This window comes from Stenotrophomonas oahuensis, assembly GCF_031834595.1.
GTDB classification, from domain to species: Bacteria; Pseudomonadota; Gammaproteobacteria; order Xanthomonadales; family Xanthomonadaceae; genus Stenotrophomonas; species Stenotrophomonas oahuensis.
Genome location: NZ_CP115541.1, coordinates 1,550,146 through 1,569,765, shown reverse-complemented (window position 1 = coordinate 1,569,765; position 19,620 = coordinate 1,550,146). Strand labels below are relative to the sequence as shown.

The following is a 19,620-nucleotide window of genomic DNA, read 5'->3' as shown; positions in this document are numbered from 1 at the left end:
CATGTCCGCCACGAAGACCGTTCCGATCACGTTCCAGGGCCTCATCCAGACCCTCAACCAGTACTGGGCGCAGCAGGGCTGCGTGCTGATCCAGCCGCTGGACCTGGAGGTCGGGGCCGGCACCTTCCACCCGGCCACCTTCCTGCGCTCGATCGGTCCGGAAAGCTGGAATGCCGCCTATGTGCAGCCTTCGCGCCGCCCCACCGACGGCCGCTACGGCGAAAACCCCAACCGTCTGCAGCGCTACTACCAGTACCAGGTGGCGATGAAGCCGAGCCCGGACAACATCCAGCAGCTGTACCTGGATTCGCTCAAGGCGCTGGGCATCGACCCGCTGGTGCATGACCTTCGCTTTGTCGAAGACAACTGGGAATCGCCGACCCTGGGTGCCTGGGGCCTAGGCTGGGAAGTCTGGCTCAACGGCATGGAGGTGACCCAGTTCACCTACTTCCAGCAGGCCGGTGGCCTGGAGTGCAAGCCGGTGCTGGGCGAGATCACCTACGGTCTGGAACGCCTGTGCATGTACCTGCAGAACTGCGACAACGTGTATGACCTGGTCTGGACCTATGGCCCGGACGGCACGCCGGTGACCTACGGCGACGTCTACCACCAGAACGAAGTCGAACAGAGCACCTACAACTTCGAATACGCCAACGTGGAAGAGCTGTTCCACCGTTTCGACGCGTGCGAAAAGGAAGCGCAGATGCTGGTCGAGGCCGGCCTGCCGCTGCCCGCGTATGAGCAGGTCTGCAAGGCCAGCCACTCGTTCAACCTGCTGGACGCGCGCCGCGCGATCAGCGTCACCGAGCGCCAGCGCTACATCCTGCGCGTGCGCGCGCTGGCCCAGGCGGTGGCCAAACTGTATGAAGCCAAGCGCCTCGAAGCCGTGGCGGCCAAGGAGGTGCAGGCATGAGCACGATGCAGCCGCTGCTGATTGAACTGGGTACCGAAGAACTGCCGGTGAAGGCGCTGCCGGGCCTGGCCCAGGCCTTCTTCGATGGCGTGGTTGAGGGTTTGACCAAGCGTGGCGTGACCGTGGAACGCGGCGACGCCAAGCCGCTGTCGACGCCGCGCCGTCTGGCCGTGCTGCTGCCCGGCGTGGCCGTGGAACAGCCCGAACAGCACGCTGAAGTGCTGGGCCCGTATCTCAACATCGCGCTGGACGCCGACGGTCAGCCGACCAAGGCGCTGCAGGGCTTTGCCGCCAAGGCCGGAATCGAGTGGAGCGCGCTGGAGCGCACCACCGACGCCAAGGGCGAGCGCTTCGTGCACCGTTCGGTGACCCCGGGCGCGCGCACCGCGGCGCTGCTGCCGGAGATCCTGGCCGAAACGATTGCCGCCATGCCGATTCCCAAGCCGATGCGCTGGGGCAGCCACGCCTATGGCTTCGCCCGCCCGGTGCACTGGCTGGTGCTGCTGCATGGCAAGGACGTGGTCAACGCCGAACTGCTCGGCCTGAAGGCCGACCGCATGAGCCGCGGCCATCGCTTCATGCATGACAAGACCGTGTGGCTGAGCACCCCGGAAGACTATGTGAGCTCGCTGGAAGCGGCCTTCGTGCTGGTCGATGCCGACGTGCGCCGCGAGCGCATCGTCACCGCCGCCCACGCTGAGGCGGCCAAGGCCGGCGGCCAGGCGCGAATCACCGACGACAACCTGGAACAGGTGGTCAATCTGGTCGAATGGCCGGCCCCGGTGCTGTGCAGCTTCGAACGCGAATTCCTGGCAGTTCCGCAGGAAGCGCTGATCGAAACCATGGAGATCAACCAGAAGTTCTTCCCGGTGCTGGATGCCAGCGGCAAGCTCACCGAGAAGTTCATCGGCATTGCCAACATCGAGTCCAAGGATGTGGCCGAAGTGGCCAAGGGCTACGAGCGCGTGATCCGTCCGCGCTTCGCCGACGCCAAGTTCTTCTTCGACGAAGACCTGAAGCAGGGTCTGGAGTCGATGGGCGAGGGCCTGAAGACGGTGACCTACCAGGCCAAGCTGGGTTCAGTGGCCGACAAGGTGCAGCGTGTGGTGGCACTGGCCGAACTGATCGCCCCGCAGGTCGGTGCCGACGCGGTGCTGGCCAAGCGCGCCGCGCTGCTGGCCAAGAACGACCTGCAGTCGCGCATGGTCAACGAGTTCCCGGAGCTGCAGGGCATCGCCGGCCGCCACTACGCCGTGGCCGGTGGCGATTCGCCGGAGGTGGCGCTGGCCATCGACGAGGCCTACCAGCCGCGCTTCGGCGGTGACGACATCGCGTTGTCGTCGCTGGGCAAGGTACTGGCCATTGCCGAGCGTCTGGACACCCTGGCCGGTGGCTTTGCCGCCGGACTGAAGCCGACCGGCAACAAGGACCCGTTCGCGCTGCGCCGCAATGCGCTGGGCCTGGCGCGCACGATCATCGAGTCCGGGTTTGACCTGGACCTGCGCGCGCTGCTGGCGGCCGCCTTCGGCCACCTGCCGGCTGCGGTGCAGCCCAGCGCCGAGCGCAAGACCGAGACGCTGCCGCAGGACGTGTACGAGTTCGTCATTGACCGCCTGCGCGGCTACTACGCCGACAAGGGCGTGCCGGCCACGCACTTCAATGCGGTGGCCGAACTGAAGCCGGCCTCGCTGTACGACTTCGACCGTCGCATTGACGCCATCGGCACGTTCGCCGCATTGCCGGAAGCCGAGGCCCTGGCCGCTGCGAACAAGCGCATCCGCAACATCCTGCGCAAGGCCGAGGGCGATATTCCCGGCATGGTCGACCCGTCGCTGCTGGCCGAACCGGCTGAAAGCGAGTTGGCCGAAGCGGTCGAAGCAGCCATTGACGACAGCAACGCCAGCCTGCACCACAAGGATTACGTCAGTGTGCTGGCGCGTCTGGCCCGTCTTCGTCCGCAGGTGGATGCGTTCTTCGACGGCGTGATGGTGAATGCCGAAGATCCCGCACTGCGCGGCAACCGCTTGGCGCTGCTGAAGCGTCTGGGCGACCGCCTGGGCAGCGTGGCGGCGATCGAGCATCTGTCGAGCTGATCGCTTCCGATGTCGTGATGCACACCGAATGCCCGGCGAAAGCCGGGCATTCTGCTTTCCGGTAGTGCCGGCCGCTGACCGGCACAATCCACACATTCCTAAATTTCGATAGGAAGTTGTATTCGAAAAACACCCCGCATTTCCGAGTATCGGGCAGCACCACCGAACGCAATGCACATGCATTGAAGGTGGTGCCCTCCCCACAACTCCGCGAATGCCGCCGCCCATGCCCACCCCCGTTGTTGCTTCCTGTTCGTCTTCGTCGTCCCGCTCCACGCCTGCTGCGTTATCGACCGACGCATGTCGTGATGAGCCCGTTGCCTCCTCCTCATCCGCGTCGCTGCTGAAGCTTCAGAACCACCCACGCGCGGTTCCCGCGCCCCGTCCAGAAGCCGCGTTTGCCCTGACCGAGCGCGAACACGCCGTGCTCTCGGCGCTCATCACGAGCGGTGCGGACGAGGCCCCCCAGCTGATTGAGACGTTGATCACCGGTCTACGCGAAGCACCCGACAGCCAGGCACGCGCAGCGGTCTGCACGGCCTTCGAACAGGCCATTGCCGACCGAGGTCACGACCTGACCACGCTCAAAGACCTGTTCCTGAACATCACCAACGCGGCAGTGGGCCGCATGGGCTGGCGCATGGCGGCGCGGGTGCCCGGCGTCGGCAGTGCGGCGGCTGCCGCGCACGTTGCCCAGGCGCTGTACCACGGCAGCTGGAACGAAATTGTCCGAACCCTCCCCACGCTCGTTGCGCTGCTGCCGAGTCTGCGCGAGAGCGACACGATGGAATCGCTCGTGCGCCTGCTGCCGCTGGCGCTGCGCACTCAGCTGGAAGCGCTGCAGCAGTGGCTGCAGCAGTCAGACGACGACCTGCTGCCGGATCTGGACATCCAGGAGGTGGGTGGCGCGATTGCCGCCGCCGTACTGCTGTGGCACCTGCAGAGCCGGCTGCCGTCCGCCACCGGGCAGCTGCAGGGGCTGGCCCGCTTCATTGCCGACCTGCCCAAGCACTGGCAGCAGGTGGTCAGCCTTGGCGGCTTGGGGGCGAAGCTGTTTGCCGCACCGGAGACGACTGCACTGGCACTACGTGACGAGACGGTCGAGATCGGGGTCCGTGATCTCAACCACGCGGCCCTGCGTGAGTGGCGGGCCAGAATGAAGGTCTATGTAGCCGACTGCAATCGCGAGTTCCAGCCCGGGAAAGCGCCATGTGTTGCGCCCGACGCAGGCAGCACCGCGCAGTCTCGGTGGAACAACCACGTCCCTGGCTTTGACCGTCCGGCATTGTCGGCCCTGGCTGAGCCGCAGCAGCGGTCCGCACCGACGGACATTCAAGGATTCGCAGCACCTGCTTCACTCGCCACAGCAGGGCCGATTTCCGCCCCGCCCATTCTTGACCTCGACGCCGCTGCATCGCCGGCTGCACGGCCCGAAGCCGCGGGCGTAGCCGGCTGGATGGGATGGCTGGCCTCGAGCGCGGCGACACTGGCTTCAAGCATCACCACGCTGGGCCAGTTCCAGCGGGTGGCGCAGGAAGATGCCGGTATCGAGATGATGGAGCTGGGCGGTGCTGCCGATGCGAGGCGCGCAGTCGATCCTTCCAGCACCGCTCTGCTCGGCGACGTCGACGACAGCGATACAGCCCCGGGAGGCTTCGCAACATCGCTGTTCGCAGGCGTAGGCCAGGGCCTGAGAAAGCACCCGCTGCGTGCTGCAGCCACCGCCGTGGTCGGCAGTGCCGCTGTTGCAGCAGGCAAGTTGATCTACGACCGTTGGAGCAGCGACGCCCCGCCGCCGACGACACTTGAACTGGCTGATCAGCTGGCCAACGGCGTGGTCTCGGTCGACGGTGTCTGGGGCACCGGTGTGGACGTGTTGCTGGGTACGCCCGAGTTGCCCGGCAACGCACGCGTGCGCCGCAGCGTTTCCGCCACCGATGGCCCTGGCACCACGTCACACGAAGACAGCGCCCTGGGCATCACCGACGAGCAGGGCGATCAGCTGCTGGCCGACGCCAGCGTGACCGAAGACCTGCGTTCGATGCAGGTCTGGGCGCTCGCAGTCGCCAAGGACATTGCCACCGTCGAGGGCTGGCAATGGCTGTCGCGACTGCCCGCATCCGAACAGGAACTGGTGGTCAACCAGCTGCACGTGCTGCGCGAACTGGAGCCGGCGCTGGCCGCGCTGGCGTCGATGCCGCAAACCGCCCTGGACGAAGCGCTGAAGGCAGCCGGATACAACGCAGGCGGTGCCAACCTGCGCGTCAACCTGGGCACCACGGTGGTCGCCGGCGTCACTGTCGCCCAGGACATGCCGCTGCTGGAGTACTGCCTGCTGCGCGCCGGCGAAATACCGCCGGGCCTGCGCATCAGCCGCGACGGACAGCCACTTTCCGCCGAGCAGGAAGAACTGCTGAAGGGCTTCATCCACAGCAACGGCTGCCAGCAGCTGCAGCGGCAGGTCGAGCAGCGCAGTGAAGCGCTGCGACCGCCGCTGCTCAAGGCGCTGCGCGCGCGCATGGTGGTGGATGCGGTGAAGGCCAAGGCCCAGGGTGCGCTGGGCAGCGGCGGCAATACGCCGCTGCGTGGGGCCGACATCGTGCTCGGCTACCTGCAGGGCGCGCAGGACGTGGAAAGCGCCGCGTTGACCTATCAGGACGTGCTGGCCGACGGCACCCGGGTGTCCTTCGTGGTTCCCAACTACCTGGTGCTGCGCAGCGCCAGCGCCGATGACGCGCTCAACGGTCAGGTGGTGCTGTATCGCCCCGACCTGGCGCAGTTCCAGACCTTCGGTGACGAGGCTGCGTTCCGCCAGTTCCTGGATGCCAACCGCGCGCGCAGTGAACTGTACGTGGTCAATGGCGCGGTCAATCCCACCATTGCCAGCGACGTCATTGCGGCCGCACCGCCGGCGCAGCGTGCCCAGGTGCAGGAACAGGTCCGCGCCTGGGAAAAGCGGCAGACCTACCATCAGGCCGGCAAGCGAGGCCCGGAGTCGTGGAACGCCGGCGACAGCTTCGTGCTGGACTTCCAGCCGGTGAGCAGCGCCGGGCACGCCCTGACCGACTGGGCCGATACGCGCCTGGACTTCGCCCAGCGCCAGGTACAGCAGGAACTGGACAGCAACCGCCTGCGCTGGAGTGCCGTGGGTCTGGCCAACGCGGCCGCCGATGAGGCGCATGCGCGCTATCTGCGCGAAGACATGCAGACGCTGCAGGACCACGCCCGCCCCGAAGTGAGCCACGACCTGGTCAAAGCGCTGAAGCTGGCCGGGGTGACTGTGGACGCGGACAACTTCAACCCCGACCACATCCAGCTGTCGGTGAACGGTGTGCGCATGAGCCTGACCGACTTTGCTGTGAGCGGCTGGCAGCAGCACGGGTTGCCGCGTCCGGTGCTGCCGGACAATCTCGCAGACTTGCCTGGCATCGAAGGTGGTCTGCCCAACCAGCGTCACGACAGCGGTCCATGGCCGTCGAGTGAAGACCTGTGGGCTACGGACATCACCGCGTACACGGCGGACGGTGCGGTCGACAACGCGTTTACCCGACAACTGCTGGACGAGGATGCGCGTCGCGCGATCTGCGTCGTGCTGGACGACCTGGCCGACAGCAACCGGCTGGCCACCGCCTATGTCACCCATCTGAAGGACCTGGCCCACCAGACCACCAATGGCCTGCACACCACCGTGGCCGACCAGATCCGCGTGCACACCCTGTGGATGATTGAGCAGGCGCAAGCGCAGGGCAGCCTGAACCCCGCCGACTACGCCGCGCTGAAGGCGGCGCACGCACAGCTGGAGCCGACCCACACACGGGCTTCGTCGCTGCAGGTGGCCGCGCTCAAGGATCATCCCGTCAACGGGGTGTGGGCACTGAAGGCCAATGGCCGCACCTTCACCTTCCTGGTCGGCACCGAGGCCGGCGACCAGTTGATGGACGAGGCCGCGCTGCGCAACTGGCTGCAGCGTCCGGAAGCCGAGGCCTACGTGAAGGCACGCACCGCCCAGCGCTATCACGACGACCTGGAGACGGTGTTCCGCAGCAAGCGCGCCGCGCGCGGTCTGCCGCTGACCTTCGTCGCCACCCGTGGGCCATTGCAGGCGGCCAAGTCGTTCATCGATGCGCGCCTGGCCGACGTGGATGAAATGACCGTCAGCCAGCTGGAACGCTTCACCGAGGCGATGACGATCTTCGCCTCGGTCGCGGCAGCGGTGAGCTGCACGATCGCGTCCGGCGGCACCGCGGTGGCGCTGTGTGTGAGCAGCACGCTGGCTCTGGTGGCCGATGGCATCCGCCGCGGCATGGACGCGCTCGAACGAGGTGACACCGACAGGGCCATCACTGAGTTCGGAAGCGGGATTGCCGATGCCCTGGATGCGGTCGGCATCACTGCCATTCCGATGGCGATGTTCCAGTTGGGGCGACGCGGGCTGTCGAGCGTCAGCGAAGCGGTCGATGCGCTGGCGCACTGGCGTCGTCAGGCGGCGGCGTTCACGGATGAGGGGCAGGTCAATCCGGCGTTCGTCAGCTCCTCGCAGAGCCTGCGCGAGGTCGGTCTGCCGATGCTGAAGCAGCAGTTCGGCCCGAACACGCTCTACGGTCAGGGCGGCAACCAGTACGTCCGGCAGGGCCAGGACTTCGTGCGGGTCCACCGTGACGAGAACGACAACGTCCTGCGTCTGCACATGTCCGACAACGCCGAACAAGCCGGCCCACCAGTGCAGTTGCGCGAGGGTCAGCTGCAGCGGATGGAGAAGCGACCCGCCGGGCTGGGCACCACCAGCCCCAAGACGGTGGAAAAGCCGGATTGGATCAGCAAGGTACCCGAAGCCGGCACCCTGCCTGCAGAGAAGATCGATGAAATTGAAGCTGTCTTCGGCGTACGCGCGCCAGGCATGAAGCCGTCGGCCGACATGCACGAGGTCATCCGCGACCTGAACATGCAGGAACGGCTCAAGATGATCATTGACGACCCGTCGACCCTGGGCCTGCCCGGCGACGAGGCAATGATCATGCGCGCCTGGGCCGACAGCCCGAAGTTGGGTAACGGCAAGAGCGTGGAAACGTACTCGCAGGAACTGGGCGAATGGAATCGCGGCGCGCGCTTCGGCAAGGGCCCGGTGGGCATGATGGTCGAAGTACCCGAGGCCCGGCAGCTTCCCAGCCTGGAAGCGCTGGTGGATGCGGCCGATCAGGTGGCGCTGGAGCAGCGCCTGAATCTTCCGGCTGGCAGCGAACGTTCGGTACTGATCAAGGCCGTGCGCGAAGAGATCGTGCGGACCATCGCGGCCAACAAGGAACAGAGCCTGCTGTCGTGGAAGCGCTGGCTGACCGTGCAGCATCGCCTGCCCACTGCCGCTGACAACCTCAGCAAGCACTACCCGGAGCTGACCAAGGCAGAGGCTGAGTCGCTGACCGACGGCGACACCCAGTTGTCTAAGCTGGCGCAGTCCTGGGTGTTCCCAGGCAGCACTTCGGCCAAGGTCGCCGACGTGCTGGCCCAGCGCTCACGTCGTCAGCAGCGCCAATCGGTGCTGAGCGGCCGGATTCGATCACTGTCGCAGGCGCAGGAGCTGCGTGGGCATCTGCAGCAGAGTGTGCCCGACCGCAACTGGCGTGTTACCGAAGACGCCACCGGCAAGGGCTATGTGCTGAGCTTCGGCAGTGCTGATGGCAAGGAAAATGCACGTAGCATCACCTTCACTGCGGACGGTAACGTGCGGCGACCAGTGGAAGGAGGCGGCGAAGAGGTTGTGAGCTGGGAGGAGGCAATCTTCGACGAGCTGACGCCGTCGGAACGCCGCGCGCTGGGCAGTCCAGCGGCTCTGCGTGCTGCGGTCGTCGAGCACATGAAGCGTACGCCGCTGGTGGCTACAACCTCCGCCTGCGCCCTGCCTGTCAAGGGCAACAGGGTGAAGCGGGGAACAGACTGCTCCCCGCCATCGGCAATCACGCTTTCTGCCGATGACGTCAATCAGCGCGACGATCTGACGCGGGTGTTGGACGGTGTGCACAGGAGAATGACCCATGAGCACGACTAGCTGGCCATTGAAGAGAAGGAGTACAAGGATCTGGCCAAGCGTGCCATGGATCTGAAGAAGCAGAAGCTGACCCTGGATGATGATTCACTCGCGCGGCTGCGGGAGCTTGAGCGCAAGCCCTTCGGAAATCTGAAGAGTTTGGACATCATGAATGTTGCCAGCTACAAGATGCAGGATCTGACTTTCCACGATGAGCCACTAGAGCTTCCCAGCAGTTTCCCGCTGGAGGCGACAGCGGTCAGCGGCAATCCGCGCCCACTTATCGGTTCAAGTGGATTGCTGGAAGGCGCACCGGTGCGACGGGTGTTCCTGCCGGAAGAGCAGGCAGTTGGCAATCCGACGTTCTCCAACCTGTATCGCGAGGAGTACGCAATGGGTGCGGACTTGTCGCCGATCATTGGCCGCTACGCCGAACCCAACCAGGCATCAAAGAAGATCACGCTGAAGGAGGGTGATCTGCGGGTCACCCGTCCGGGTACGAAGACCAAGGTGCCTGTGTACGAACTCGACCGCGACGAGGTGCTGAAGCTCGACACGGCAAGCTACTCACCCAACCTGCGATCGATCCTGGGTGACTCGGCACTTCTTCCCAGCAACGCCAAGTCGCTGCGCGAAGGCGAATACCGTGTCTACCAGATTCGTTCCTGCAGTGAAGGCAAGTGGATGGATGCGTGGTTCAACGCACTGACCGCGAAAATTCCAGCGCTGTCGAGCCGGTTGTGGGGGGCGGCCAAGGGGCCGATCACTGAACTGACAGGTACGGTCTACCTCGCATCGGACATGGACCTGTGCCGCCGCAGCTGCCAGCGCCGCGCGGAAGAGCTCATGGCGTTCATGCCGAACGTGAAGTTCCACTTCTTCTTCGTGTTCGACGACAACGCGCACCGCAAGCAGTGGCTGAACGGGGAGAAGGTGAAGGTGATCACCAACAAGAACCGTGACAGCTGGGAGAGCGCTGGCATCTCCGAAAGCGAAATGCGCACAATGGCGGAGGCGGAGCTGTTGAAGCCCGACGTCGCTCAATGGGTGGATGCCGAGCTCAAGCGAAATCCGCCTCAGCCGCCTGCTGCCCGCTTGTGGGTGCCAGAAGATGACATGGAGATTTGAGCCCGACATGCACGCTGAAAAAGCTACTCCGCCGCAATCGGGCACCACGCCCTCCAGCAGCGCCGGCGCATCTGCGCCGGCCCCGTGCGGGCCGCCTCACGAAGTGTTGCTGTCATTGCAGGGGGGCGCGCTGTTGCTCGCTGACTGCCGCCCCGGAAGCCATGATCTGACTGCTGCCCAGTTGACAAGGAACTTGGGCGAGCTGCTGGAGCAGGGTTTCCTCGAGGGAGAAGACACCGGCCCGGTCCAACGCCAGGTATCCACCGCATGGCAAGCTGATGGCGTTGAACCCGGGCTGGTCAACCTGGCCCTACGGCCGGGCGTGGTGGTGTTTGGGTTCCTGGATTGCCAAGGGGTCGGCGATTGCTACTTTGCATTCTGCGGATCGGAGTACTTCTCGATCTGTATAGAATCCGGCATGACCAGCGGTGGACCGTATGACATCTTTGTGTCGTCGGCGAAGAGCTGGCTGGAACTCAAGGCGGAACTTGAGAACTACCGGCACATGTTGTGAACGCCGTGTGATGCTTCTGCCGTAATGGAGAGCGGGACGGGCTTCGCTTTCAGCCCGTTCCCGCTATCCTGTTGGCATGCAGCCAACGAAATACGCCCTCCCCCTGATGGTGCTGGCCCTGTTCGCCGCCTCGGCGGCGCACGCGCGCGGCACCATCGAGAAGGTGGACATCAAGGGATTGGACAAGGGCGACGACGCCGAGATGATCGAGAACATCGAGGTCTCGCTGTCGCTGTACGACACCATCGGCCAGGTGCAGGGCGAGTCGCGCCTGGAGTACCTGCTGTCGCAGGCCGAGCGCCAGACCCGGCAGGCGTTGGAGCCGTTCGGGTACTACAACCCGAAGATCACCGTGGAAAGCCCGCGTGAAGGCGACACCCTGCGCGTGGTCATCCATGTCGAGAAGGGCCCGGCCACCGTGGTGCGCCGCGAGCACATCGACATCACCGGCCCGGCCCAGCTGGACCAGTACCTGCAGGACGACCTGGAGAACTTCCGACCGCGCAAGGGCCAGCGCTTCGAGCACACCACCTACGAAGCCAGCAAGATCGTCATCACCCGCCGGCTGGCCGAGCGCGGCTACTTCGATGCCGACTACACCGAGCGCCGGGTCGAGATCACCCGTGCCGAGAACGTCGCCGACATCGACCTCACCTGGGACAGCGGCCGCCGCTACAACATGGGCGAAATCCGCTTCAACCAGGACTACTTCGTCGACAAGCTGTTCGACCCGCTGGTCTACTGGGACACCGGCAGCTACTACCACGAAGGCAAGCTGGACCGTCTGCGCGAGTCACTGACCAAGCTGGACTATTTCAGCACCATCGACATCCAGCCACGCCCGGACCAGGCCGACGACAACGGCAACGTGCCGGTGGACGTGAACCTCACCCGCGCCAAGCGCACCATCTACACCGCCGGTGTCAGCTACGGCAGCGAGAGCGGGGCGGGTGTGCGCGGCGGTATCGAGCGCCGCTTCCTCAACAACCGCGGCCATAAGATGAACACCCAGCTGGACTATGCGCAGAAGCGCAAGAGTCTGGTGGTCAGCTACCGGGTGCCGGCATTCCGCTGGCTGGATGGCTGGTACGGGCTCACCGCGAGCGCGTACGACGAGCAGACCGACTACATCGACCTGCGCAACTTTAAACTGATCGGCAGCCGTAGCGGCCAGCTCAATGAGAACTGGACCCTGATCGCCTCGGTCAACGCGTTGCGCGAACGCTGGCGCTATGCCTCCGGCACCGAGTTCACCAACGCGATCTACAACACCTCCACCCTGGTGTATCCGCAGCTGGTCGCCGACTACGTCAACGTTGACGACAACCTGTTCCCGCGCAAGGGCCTGAGTGGCAGCGCCACGGTGCGCGGCGGCGTCGAGGGCGCGGGCTCGGATACCAGCTTCGTGCAGGCCAACGTGCTGCTGCGTTGGTACATCCCGATCGGCGACAGCAACCGCCTGATCCTGCGCGGCGAAGGTGGCACCACCTGGACCAGTGACCTGGTCGCGATGCCACCCAGCCTGCGCTTCTTCGCCGGCGGCGACCGCAGCATCCGCGGCTATGCGTTCCGCGAAGTGGGTCCACGTACCCCGGAACCGGACAAGTACGCGCTGGGCGCGAAGAACCTGGTGGTCGGTTCGGCCGAGTACGAGCACTACTTCAACGGCGGCCCGTGGGGCGCGGCGGTGTTCGTGGACACCGGTAGTGCCTTCGACAACACCATCGACCTGCATACCGGTGTTGGCTTCGGCGTGCGCTGGAAGTCGCCGGTGGGCCCGGTGCGGGTGGATATCGCGCACGGCCTGAACAACCCGGATTCGCAGTTCCAGCTGTACCTGAACATCGGAGCGGACCTGTGAGCACGCCCACACCCGCCCCGCAGAACAAGATCGCCGCGCCGCGCGTGCGCTTCTACCGCAAGCGGCGCTTCTGGGCATGGTCGGGCTTCACCGCGCTGGGCCTGGGCCTGCTGTTCCTGCTGCTGCTGTACTGGCTGCTGCAGACCGTGGCCGGGCGCGACGTGCTGCTGGCGCAGGTGATGGCACGCCTGCCGGTCGGTGCCACCCTGCAGTGGAGCAAGGTCGACGGTCCGCTGGCCGGTCCGCTGGTGCTGCACGACCTGGACTTCCGTTACGACGATATCCACTTCACCGCCAAGCGCGCCTACCTCGACCCCGACCTGCGCCCGCTGCTGGGCCGCAAGCTGCAGCTGGACGCGCTGCAGCTCACCGATGCCAGCCTGAACCTGGCCAAGAGCGACGAGCCGTTCGAAATGCCGTCGTGGCCGGAGTCGCTGCCGCAGATTGAAATGCCGCTGGCGATCCAGGTCGACACCATCACCATCGACGGCTTCCGCATCACCCAGGCCGGCGAACCGCTGATCGACATCGACAAGGTGCGCGGCGGGCTGGAAATGGCCAACGGCGAGTTCCGCGCCAAGCAGTTGGTGGTGGACAGCGACATGGGCGATTTCCGTGTCGATGGTCGCTATGTGCCGCGCAATGACTACTCCACCGACATCACCGTGAGCGCGCTGATGCCGGCCCCGCGTGGCCGCACGCCGGCCCGGCTGGGGCTGGTGGCGCGTGGCAATCTGGGGCGGATGGAGGTGGCGCTGGCCGGCTACGCGCCGGAGCCGCTGCAGGCCAGTCTGATCTTCGAAGGCCGCGACGACCCGGTGTGGAAGGCCAGCGCGAAGAGCAAGGCACTGGACCTCGCGCTGCTGGTTCCGGGCATGGATGCCGGCACCAGCACGCCGCTGTCGCTGGACTTCCAGGCCAACGGCAAAGGCGGACAGGCGCACCTGCAGGGCCGCGTGCAGCAGGGCGACCTGGTGGTCGAACTGGCCCCCTCCAACGTGGGTCTGGCCGACCAGGTGCTGACCGTGTCGCCGCTGGTGATCAAGGGCTTTGGCGGGCAGGCACGGCTGCAGGGCAAGGCTGATTTCACCGACCGCGAGAACGCCAGCCTGCGCTTCTCCATCGTCGCCAACGACCTCACCTACGTGCCGGCGGCGGACCCGACCACGCCCGGTGCGGCCGCGCCGGTGCCGGTGACGCTGAAAGAAGCGCGCATGGGCCTCGCCGGTACCCTGAAGCAATGGGCGGCGGTGGGCGAGGCCTCGGTCGAGCGCGAGCAGCAGAGCGCGGACCTGCAGTTCGACATCCGCGGCAGCGACCAGGCCGCACAGATCAAGCAGCTGCAGGCCAAAACCCCGGGCGGCACGCTGGATGCGACCGGTCAGGTGGCCTGGGCACCGCAGCTGGACTGGGACGTGGCCGCCAAGCTGGCCGCTTTCGATCCCGGTTACTTCGTGCCGGGCTGGGATGGGCGTCTGTCCGGTTCGCTGGCCTCCAAGGGCCGGCAGGTGCCGCCGCCGGCCGGCAGCGCACCCGGCACTGCGCCGACCTATGAAGCCACCGTGGACGTGCCCGGGATCAAAGGCACGCTGCGCAGCCGATCGGTGGACGCGCAGGGCCGCTTCGCGATCCGCGGCACGCAGGGCGAGGGCGATGTGCGGTTGGCGGTGGGCAACAGCCGCCTGACCGCCAAGGGCAGCGTGGGCGACCGCCTGGACGTGCAGGCGCAGCTGGACCCGGTGCAGCTGGATGACCTGCTGCCCGGCAACAGCGGCACCCTGCGCGGGTCGGTGCAGGTGCGCGGGCCGCGTACCGCGCCGGACATCACCGCCGATCTGGTCGGCAATGGCCTGCGCTACGGCGACTACAGCGCCGAATCGCTCAGCATCAAGGGCCGCCTGCCGTGGCAGGGCGACAACGGCACGCTGGCGCTGCAGGGCACGGCGGTGCAGGTGGGCATGCTGCTGGACACGCTCAGCGTCAACGCACGCGGCAGTGTCTCGAACCTGCGGCTGGATGCGCAGGCGCGCAACGAACTGGGCGCGGTGGCACTGCAGGGTGGCGTGCGTCAGCAAGGCAACGCGTGGCGGGGCGATCTTTCGCAGTTGAACATCGCGCCGATCAAGGGCGATGCCTGGAACCTGCGCGGCCCGGCGACGTTCACGGTGCAGGGCAGCAACTTCACGTTGAGCGACACCTGCCTGGGTGCGGCCACCGGCGGCGCGCTGTGCGCCAGCGCCAACTGGCCGCGTGACGGGCTGGTGGTGCGCGGTGACGCGTTGCCGCTGGCGCTGGTGCAGCCGTGGCTGCCGCCGCAGTCGGGTCGGCGCATCCATCTGCGTGGCGAAATCACCTTGGATGGCCGCATCCGTCCGCGCGGCAACGCGTGGGAAGGCAACGCGCGCATTGCCTCGATGGAAGGCGGCATCCGCCTGGGCGACAACGCGCGTGGCGAGCTGGTGCGGTATGACCAGTTCTCGGCCAGCGTGGAGATGACCCCGGCGCAGATCGTCGGCAAGCTGGGCGTGGGCTTCCAGGGCAACGGCTTCGTGGATGCGAAGTTCCAGACCGGCTGGGAGGCCAGCGCGCCGCTGAACGGCGAGCTGTACCTCAACATGTCGCGGCTGTACTGGCTGGAGCTGTTCTCGCCGGACATCGTGCGACCGACCGGTTTGATTGAAGGTCACGTCAGCCTGCGCGGCACGCGTGGGCAGCCGTCGCTGGGTGGCGAGGCCAAGCTGAGCAACTTCAAGGGTGAGTTCCCGGCGCTGGGGCTGACGTTCGATCAGGGCTCGGGCAGCTTCGTGGCGCAGCCGGATGGTTCGGCGAAAATTACCGCGCAGGCGAACTCGGGCAAGGGCACCTTGTTCGTGGATGGCGGCCTGTCGTGGTTCGGCGATGCACAGCCGTTGCAATTGCATATCCACGGCGAGAACGTGCTGCTGTCGAACACGCCGGAACTGCGGATCGTGGCCAATCCGGATCTGAACTTCACCTTGGCCCAGACGGCGATGGAGCTGCGCGGCACGGTGCATGTGCCGGAGGCAGACCTGGACCTGGAGCGCCTGGATCGCGGCACCTCGGTTTCGGAAGACGTGGTGGTGCTGGACCCGGCGGACCCGGAGGAAGGGCCGACCTCGCCGCTGGACATGGACCTGACCGTGAGCCTGGGCGACAAGGTCAACATGGCCGGCTTCGGCCTGAAGGGCGGGCTGGGCGGCAAGATGCAGGTGTGGGCGCGCCCGGGCCGGGAGATGACGGCGAACGGTGCGCTGGAAGTGCGCGGGCGCTACAAGGCGTACGGGCAGGATCTGACGATTACACGCGGCAACCTCAACTGGAACTACAACGCGGTCAGCGACCCGCGCATCAACATCCGCGCGGAGCGCCGGATTGGCGATGTGACGGCGGGCATCGATGTGACCGGGCGCGCGCAGTCGCCGCGCGTGGACGTGTGGTCGGAACCGGCGATGTCGCAGTCTGAAGCGTTGGCGTACCTGGTGCTGGGCCGCAGCCTGACCAATGCGAGCAGCGACCAGACCCAGCAGGTGACGGCGGCTTCGGCGGCGCTGTCGGCGGGCAGTGGCCTGCTGGCCTCGCAGCTGGGCGCGAAGCTGGGGCTGGACGATGCGGGCGTAAGCCAGTCGCGCGCGCTGGGCGGTTCGGTGATCGGCTTCGGCAAGTACATCTCGCCCAAGCTGTACATCGGCTACGGCGTCTCGATGGTCGGCAGCGGCTCGGTGCTCACGCTGAAGTACCTGCTACGCCGCGGCTTCGACCTCGAACTCGAATCGAGCACGGTGGAAAACCGAGGCTCCCTGAACTGGCGGCGCGAGAAATAACATCGCGCCTCCGACGGCTTAGAGGGGGCGCGTAGTGACACGCCATGCGTGTCATTGCCACGTTCGGGCATCCCGCTGACACGCATGGCGTGTCACTACGCCGACATCTCTGCGACGATGGGTTCGCTCGAAATGTTGGACTGGTGGAATGGTAGCGTCGGTCGACAGACGACGGCACGGAAACACCCCACATCCGGTAACGCATGACCCCGGATCGAAACCGCGCTCCTCCGGCAAAAACACGCCAATCGCGCCACCGCGAAACCCTGCGAACCTGGCTCTCCGCAACCGAACCCAACCCGGTTGCGACACTCGCCAAAACCTGAAATTCCCCGCGTTACAACGCGTGACGTCGCTCCGCAAACCAATCACGTCACGTCGCCAAAAACCGCCGCGCACCCCGCCAACATCACGCAAAAATTCCTACATCCGCTATCGTTGCGTCTGTTGCATGGTTGGCCCAAGAGTCTGAAAGCTCTAACTGCGTATGTAAGCAAGACAATGCCGGGAGGGTGGCGCAATACAACACCCTCGCGGAAATACGTCACGCCGTGCGTACGCAGACGGCTTTCAGCCTCCCGGCTTCCCCGCCATCCCGGCGGGGAAGAGTCTCTATGAGAGGTCAATCATGCAAAAGAAAGAAAAACCCCGCATCACCTTCCACTGGCACACCCCGCGCAGCATCCAGGTCCACACGCTGCACCACGACGGTGTGGAGCGCCAACCCGACGACCCGTTGATTCCCTGCATCAAGCTGCGTGGAATGTGGATATCACGCGCGGGTATTGAACCGGGCACCCGTGTCAAAGTGGAAGCCGGCCCCGGTTACATCCTGCTTTCTACACGTGAGCCGATCGTAGCCGTCACTTATGTGCGCGACCGCCAAGGCCCGGCGGGCAGCATCGCGATGGTCTGCCGATGAACTTACGCCTGTGAATCCCTGCGTGGACGCATGCGGGGATTCACGTTGATGGCGTGCGACTGTTGCCTGCAAAGTTCATGCGCAGCTGAACCTTGGGCGAGGCGCTGCGATGCTCCAGAACCTCCAGCACCTCGTAATCGGCCTTCAATCCGTCTTTGGTGATGCGCTGGGTGCGTCGGATACGCGCCTTGATGATGTCGTCCTTGGCGAACTTCACCTGGTTAAGGTGAATCCGGCTGAGGAAGCCTTCATCCTGCACAACGGCATAGTAGGTAACGCCGCCGCCTTCGGTGAAGCGCCACTTGTTGCCATCCTGAAACGCGAGGGTCAGTACCTGCAAGGTGCCGACGTACTCGTTGCTCTGCAGCGTCTCGTCTTCCGGGCTGGGCGCTTTGAAGTACACCGCCTCAGCGCGTTCGATCGACACGAGTACATGCTGGACCTGGTGATCCACCACGGCGACGCAGTCGATGCCTTCGTTGCGCAGCGGCTCAGCGATGATGCCCTCAAGTGCTCTACGCACGCGGTAGTCCTCCAGAAGCAAAAGGACGGGCGCTTCAATGTCCAGGTACTCCCCCTCGACGTGCAGGCGCGATCTGCGCTCGCCAAGGGGCTCGATGCGATCTACGCCGCGACCGCGGAGCCAGGAAATGACCTGCACCAGGCCGACGCCGGCGGATGTTCCGATGCCCAGCAGGCCCACTAGATTCAGTACGCCCGTGGCCGAGCTGCCATTGGCAAAATCCAGTGCCTTCTGCCAGAGCGACTGCGCCAGCTCCAGGTCGATGCCGAAGGAGCCCGTCTTGAACGAGGCATGGACATTCAGCGTGATCCTGGCCTGACTGCCATTGACCAGTTCATTGGCGCGCTCGACGAGTTCACCCATTGCGAGCAGGGCAGGGGCGAGGGCGCGCACCTCCATCTGGTGCTGTACCAGGGCGGGGCCGTCGTATACGAGGTGGAAGCGTGCGTGTTGATCCATATCCGTACTGCAGGATGATCCGTTGCGGCGGAGTGTAATCACCCGGGTGACATCGACCCTAGAGCGAACGTCGCGATCACCCCGAACGCGATGTACGCGGTCTGACACGCATCTCGCACACGACTGCCTCCAGAACGATGATGCGCAGCCGGGCAAGCCCGGCTCTACGCTCGGTCGTCGCGCAGGTCCATCCACCAGCACAGCAATGCAGCGCCCCAGGCGGGCACCAGCAGTAAGGTGGCACCGAGCAGGCTCAACGCATCACCGGCGCTATCCTGAGACGGGGTGTCCTGCCGATGCATCCGCCGCGCCCACGCGAGGTGCAGGGTGAGGGCGCTGATCAGCCACGTAACGCTGAGTGCGCCCCATGGCATGCCGTCGGTCCAGCGCAGGCCCAGCCATACCACCGCCATGCTGATCAGCACCAGCAGCGGCACCACCAGCTTCCACAGCCACCCCAGGATTGGACTGTTTGGCTGCCAGGCCAACTGCCAGTGCACCAGTGCCCGCCAGGAGACGCCGGCGGCCCAAAGCAGTGGACCGAAAAGCGTTGCGCCCAGAATGATCACCACCGCCTTCTGCGGACCGCTGAACCACCCGCCTTCGGAGGGCGGTAGTGGCCAGCTGCTGACCACGCCCCAGGTGCAGAGGAGCCCGAGCACCAGACCTGCCAGGCAGACGCGCGCACCGTTGTACAGGGTGTGCAGGCGAGGGCGGGTACCAAATCGCGCCCAGAAGGCTACCTGGTCCGGGTCCAGGCCGGGCGGGGTCTGTCGCGTGTACCAGTATTCCAGCGCGCTCAACAGGCCAACGGCCTCGGAGGCGCGCCCAGGAATCAAGGCAGTCAGCCGATTCCGCCAACGTGGCCGCGGCTGCCGCATCGACCGCAGCACGCTGCCCTCCGGCATCAGCATGCCGTCGGTCTGGGCAATGTAGCGACGGGCCAGCGCCTGCTCACCGTCTGGAGACAACAGCCAGGACTGCTCACAGCGCCGCCGCACCCGCTCCACGTCCTCCTGCCACAGCGGACTGTTGAGATCGTCCCAGCCAAAGCACAGGCTCAGGCAGTCGAACATGCTGGGTGCCAGCCGCAACTCGCGCATCTCAATGGTCGAGAACACCGCAACGCCTATGCGGGGCTTGTCGTCCAGTGACCACAGTTCGGGCAGTGCCTGCAGCCATGCATCCAGCTCGCGGGCATCCAGCGCAGCGGCTTGCCCGGCAATGCGCTGGGCCACGGCCGTGACATCCAGCGATTCGCTGACAGACCCGTACTGAGCCGGTTCCGTGGACCGTACTGGTGCGCCGGAATTACTTTCGTGCGCAATGGCAGCCAGCGCGGC

10 protein-coding genes are annotated in these 19,620 nt (G+C 65.7%); 8 read left to right on the top strand and 2 right to left on the bottom strand.

The annotated features are described in order from the left end of the window. Position 1: 1 nt before the first annotated feature. The 8 genes from glyQ (at position 2) to PDM29_RS06790 (ending at position 17,295) form a co-directional block, all read left to right on the top strand. On the top strand, positions 2-913 hold the full coding sequence (glyQ, locus tag PDM29_RS06825) for a glycine--tRNA ligase subunit alpha (RefSeq protein ID WP_125359410.1): 912 nt from the start codon (positions 2-4) through the stop codon (positions 911-913). Further along, the gene (gene glyS / locus PDM29_RS06820) at positions 910-3,006 is read left to right on the top strand and encodes a glycine--tRNA ligase subunit beta (protein WP_311193111.1); all 2,097 of its coding nucleotides are present in this window, start codon (positions 910-912) and stop codon (positions 3,004-3,006) included. Before glyQ ends, glyS begins: the two co-directional genes overlap by 4 nt. A 424-nt stretch (positions 3,007-3,430) precedes the next feature. Further along, on the top strand, positions 3,431-9,049 hold the full coding sequence (locus PDM29_RS06815; protein ID WP_311193110.1) for a hypothetical protein: 5,619 nt from the start codon (positions 3,431-3,433) through the stop codon (positions 9,047-9,049). Positions 9,050-9,094: 45 nt separating this feature from the next. Further along, positions 9,095-10,156, top strand: coding sequence for a hypothetical protein (locus PDM29_RS06810; protein ID WP_311193109.1), 1,062 nt, complete (start codon positions 9,095-9,097; stop codon positions 10,154-10,156). Positions 10,157-10,163: 7 nt separating this feature from the next. Further along, entirely contained in the window at positions 10,164-10,670 is a 507-nt protein-coding gene (locus PDM29_RS06805; RefSeq protein ID WP_311193108.1) for a hypothetical protein, read from the top strand. Between the two features lie 76 nt (positions 10,671-10,746). Next, on the top strand, positions 10,747-12,531 hold the full coding sequence (locus tag PDM29_RS06800; protein ID WP_311193107.1) for an autotransporter assembly complex protein TamA: 1,785 nt from the start codon (positions 10,747-10,749) through the stop codon (positions 12,529-12,531). Then, positions 12,528-16,373, top strand: a complete 3,846-nt coding sequence (locus PDM29_RS06795) for a translocation/assembly module TamB domain-containing protein (RefSeq protein ID WP_311193106.1) — start codon at positions 12,528-12,530, stop codon at positions 16,371-16,373. The genes PDM29_RS06800 and PDM29_RS06795 overlap by 4 nt, the downstream gene beginning before the upstream one ends. Positions 16,374-17,001: 628 nt before the next feature. After that, positions 17,002-17,295 (top strand): hypothetical protein, encoded by a 294-nt coding sequence (locus PDM29_RS06790; RefSeq protein WP_311193105.1) that lies wholly within the window; start codon positions 17,002-17,004, stop codon positions 17,293-17,295. Positions 17,296-17,335: 40 nt separating this feature from the next. On the opposite strand, the gene PDM29_RS06785 is transcribed toward PDM29_RS06790, so the two are convergent. Both PDM29_RS06785 and PDM29_RS06780 read right to left on the bottom strand, forming a co-directional pair. Next, positions 17,336-18,277 (bottom strand): LAPAL motif-containing putative phage structural protein, encoded by a 942-nt coding sequence (locus PDM29_RS06785; protein ID WP_311193104.1) that lies wholly within the window; start codon positions 18,275-18,277, stop codon positions 17,336-17,338. Between the two features lie 164 nt (positions 18,278-18,441). Beyond that, positions 18,442-19,515 (bottom strand): hypothetical protein, encoded by a 1,074-nt coding sequence (locus PDM29_RS06780; RefSeq protein ID WP_311193103.1) that lies wholly within the window; start codon positions 19,513-19,515, stop codon positions 18,442-18,444. Positions 19,516-19,620 lie beyond the last annotated feature (105 nt).

Coding starts and splice junctions, on each gene's coding strand:
- glyS (WP_311193111.1), top strand. CDS start 910: ATGAGCACGATGCAGCCGCTGCTGATTGAACTGGGTACCGAAGAACTG.
- PDM29_RS06800 (WP_311193107.1), top strand. CDS start 10,747: ATGCAGCCAACGAAATACGCCCTCCCCCTGATGGTGCTGGCCCTGTTC.
- PDM29_RS06790 (WP_311193105.1), top strand. CDS start 17,002: ATGCAAAAGAAAGAAAAACCCCGCATCACCTTCCACTGGCACACCCCG.
- glyQ (WP_125359410.1), top strand. CDS start 2: ATGTCCGCCACGAAGACCGTTCCGATCACGTTCCAGGGCCTCATCCAG.
- PDM29_RS06785 (WP_311193104.1), bottom strand. CDS start 18,277: ATGGATCAACACGCACGCTTCCACCTCGTATACGACGGCCCCGCCCTG.
- PDM29_RS06805 (WP_311193108.1), top strand. CDS start 10,164: ATGCACGCTGAAAAAGCTACTCCGCCGCAATCGGGCACCACGCCCTCC.
- PDM29_RS06810 (WP_311193109.1), top strand. CDS start 9,095: ATGGATCTGAAGAAGCAGAAGCTGACCCTGGATGATGATTCACTCGCG.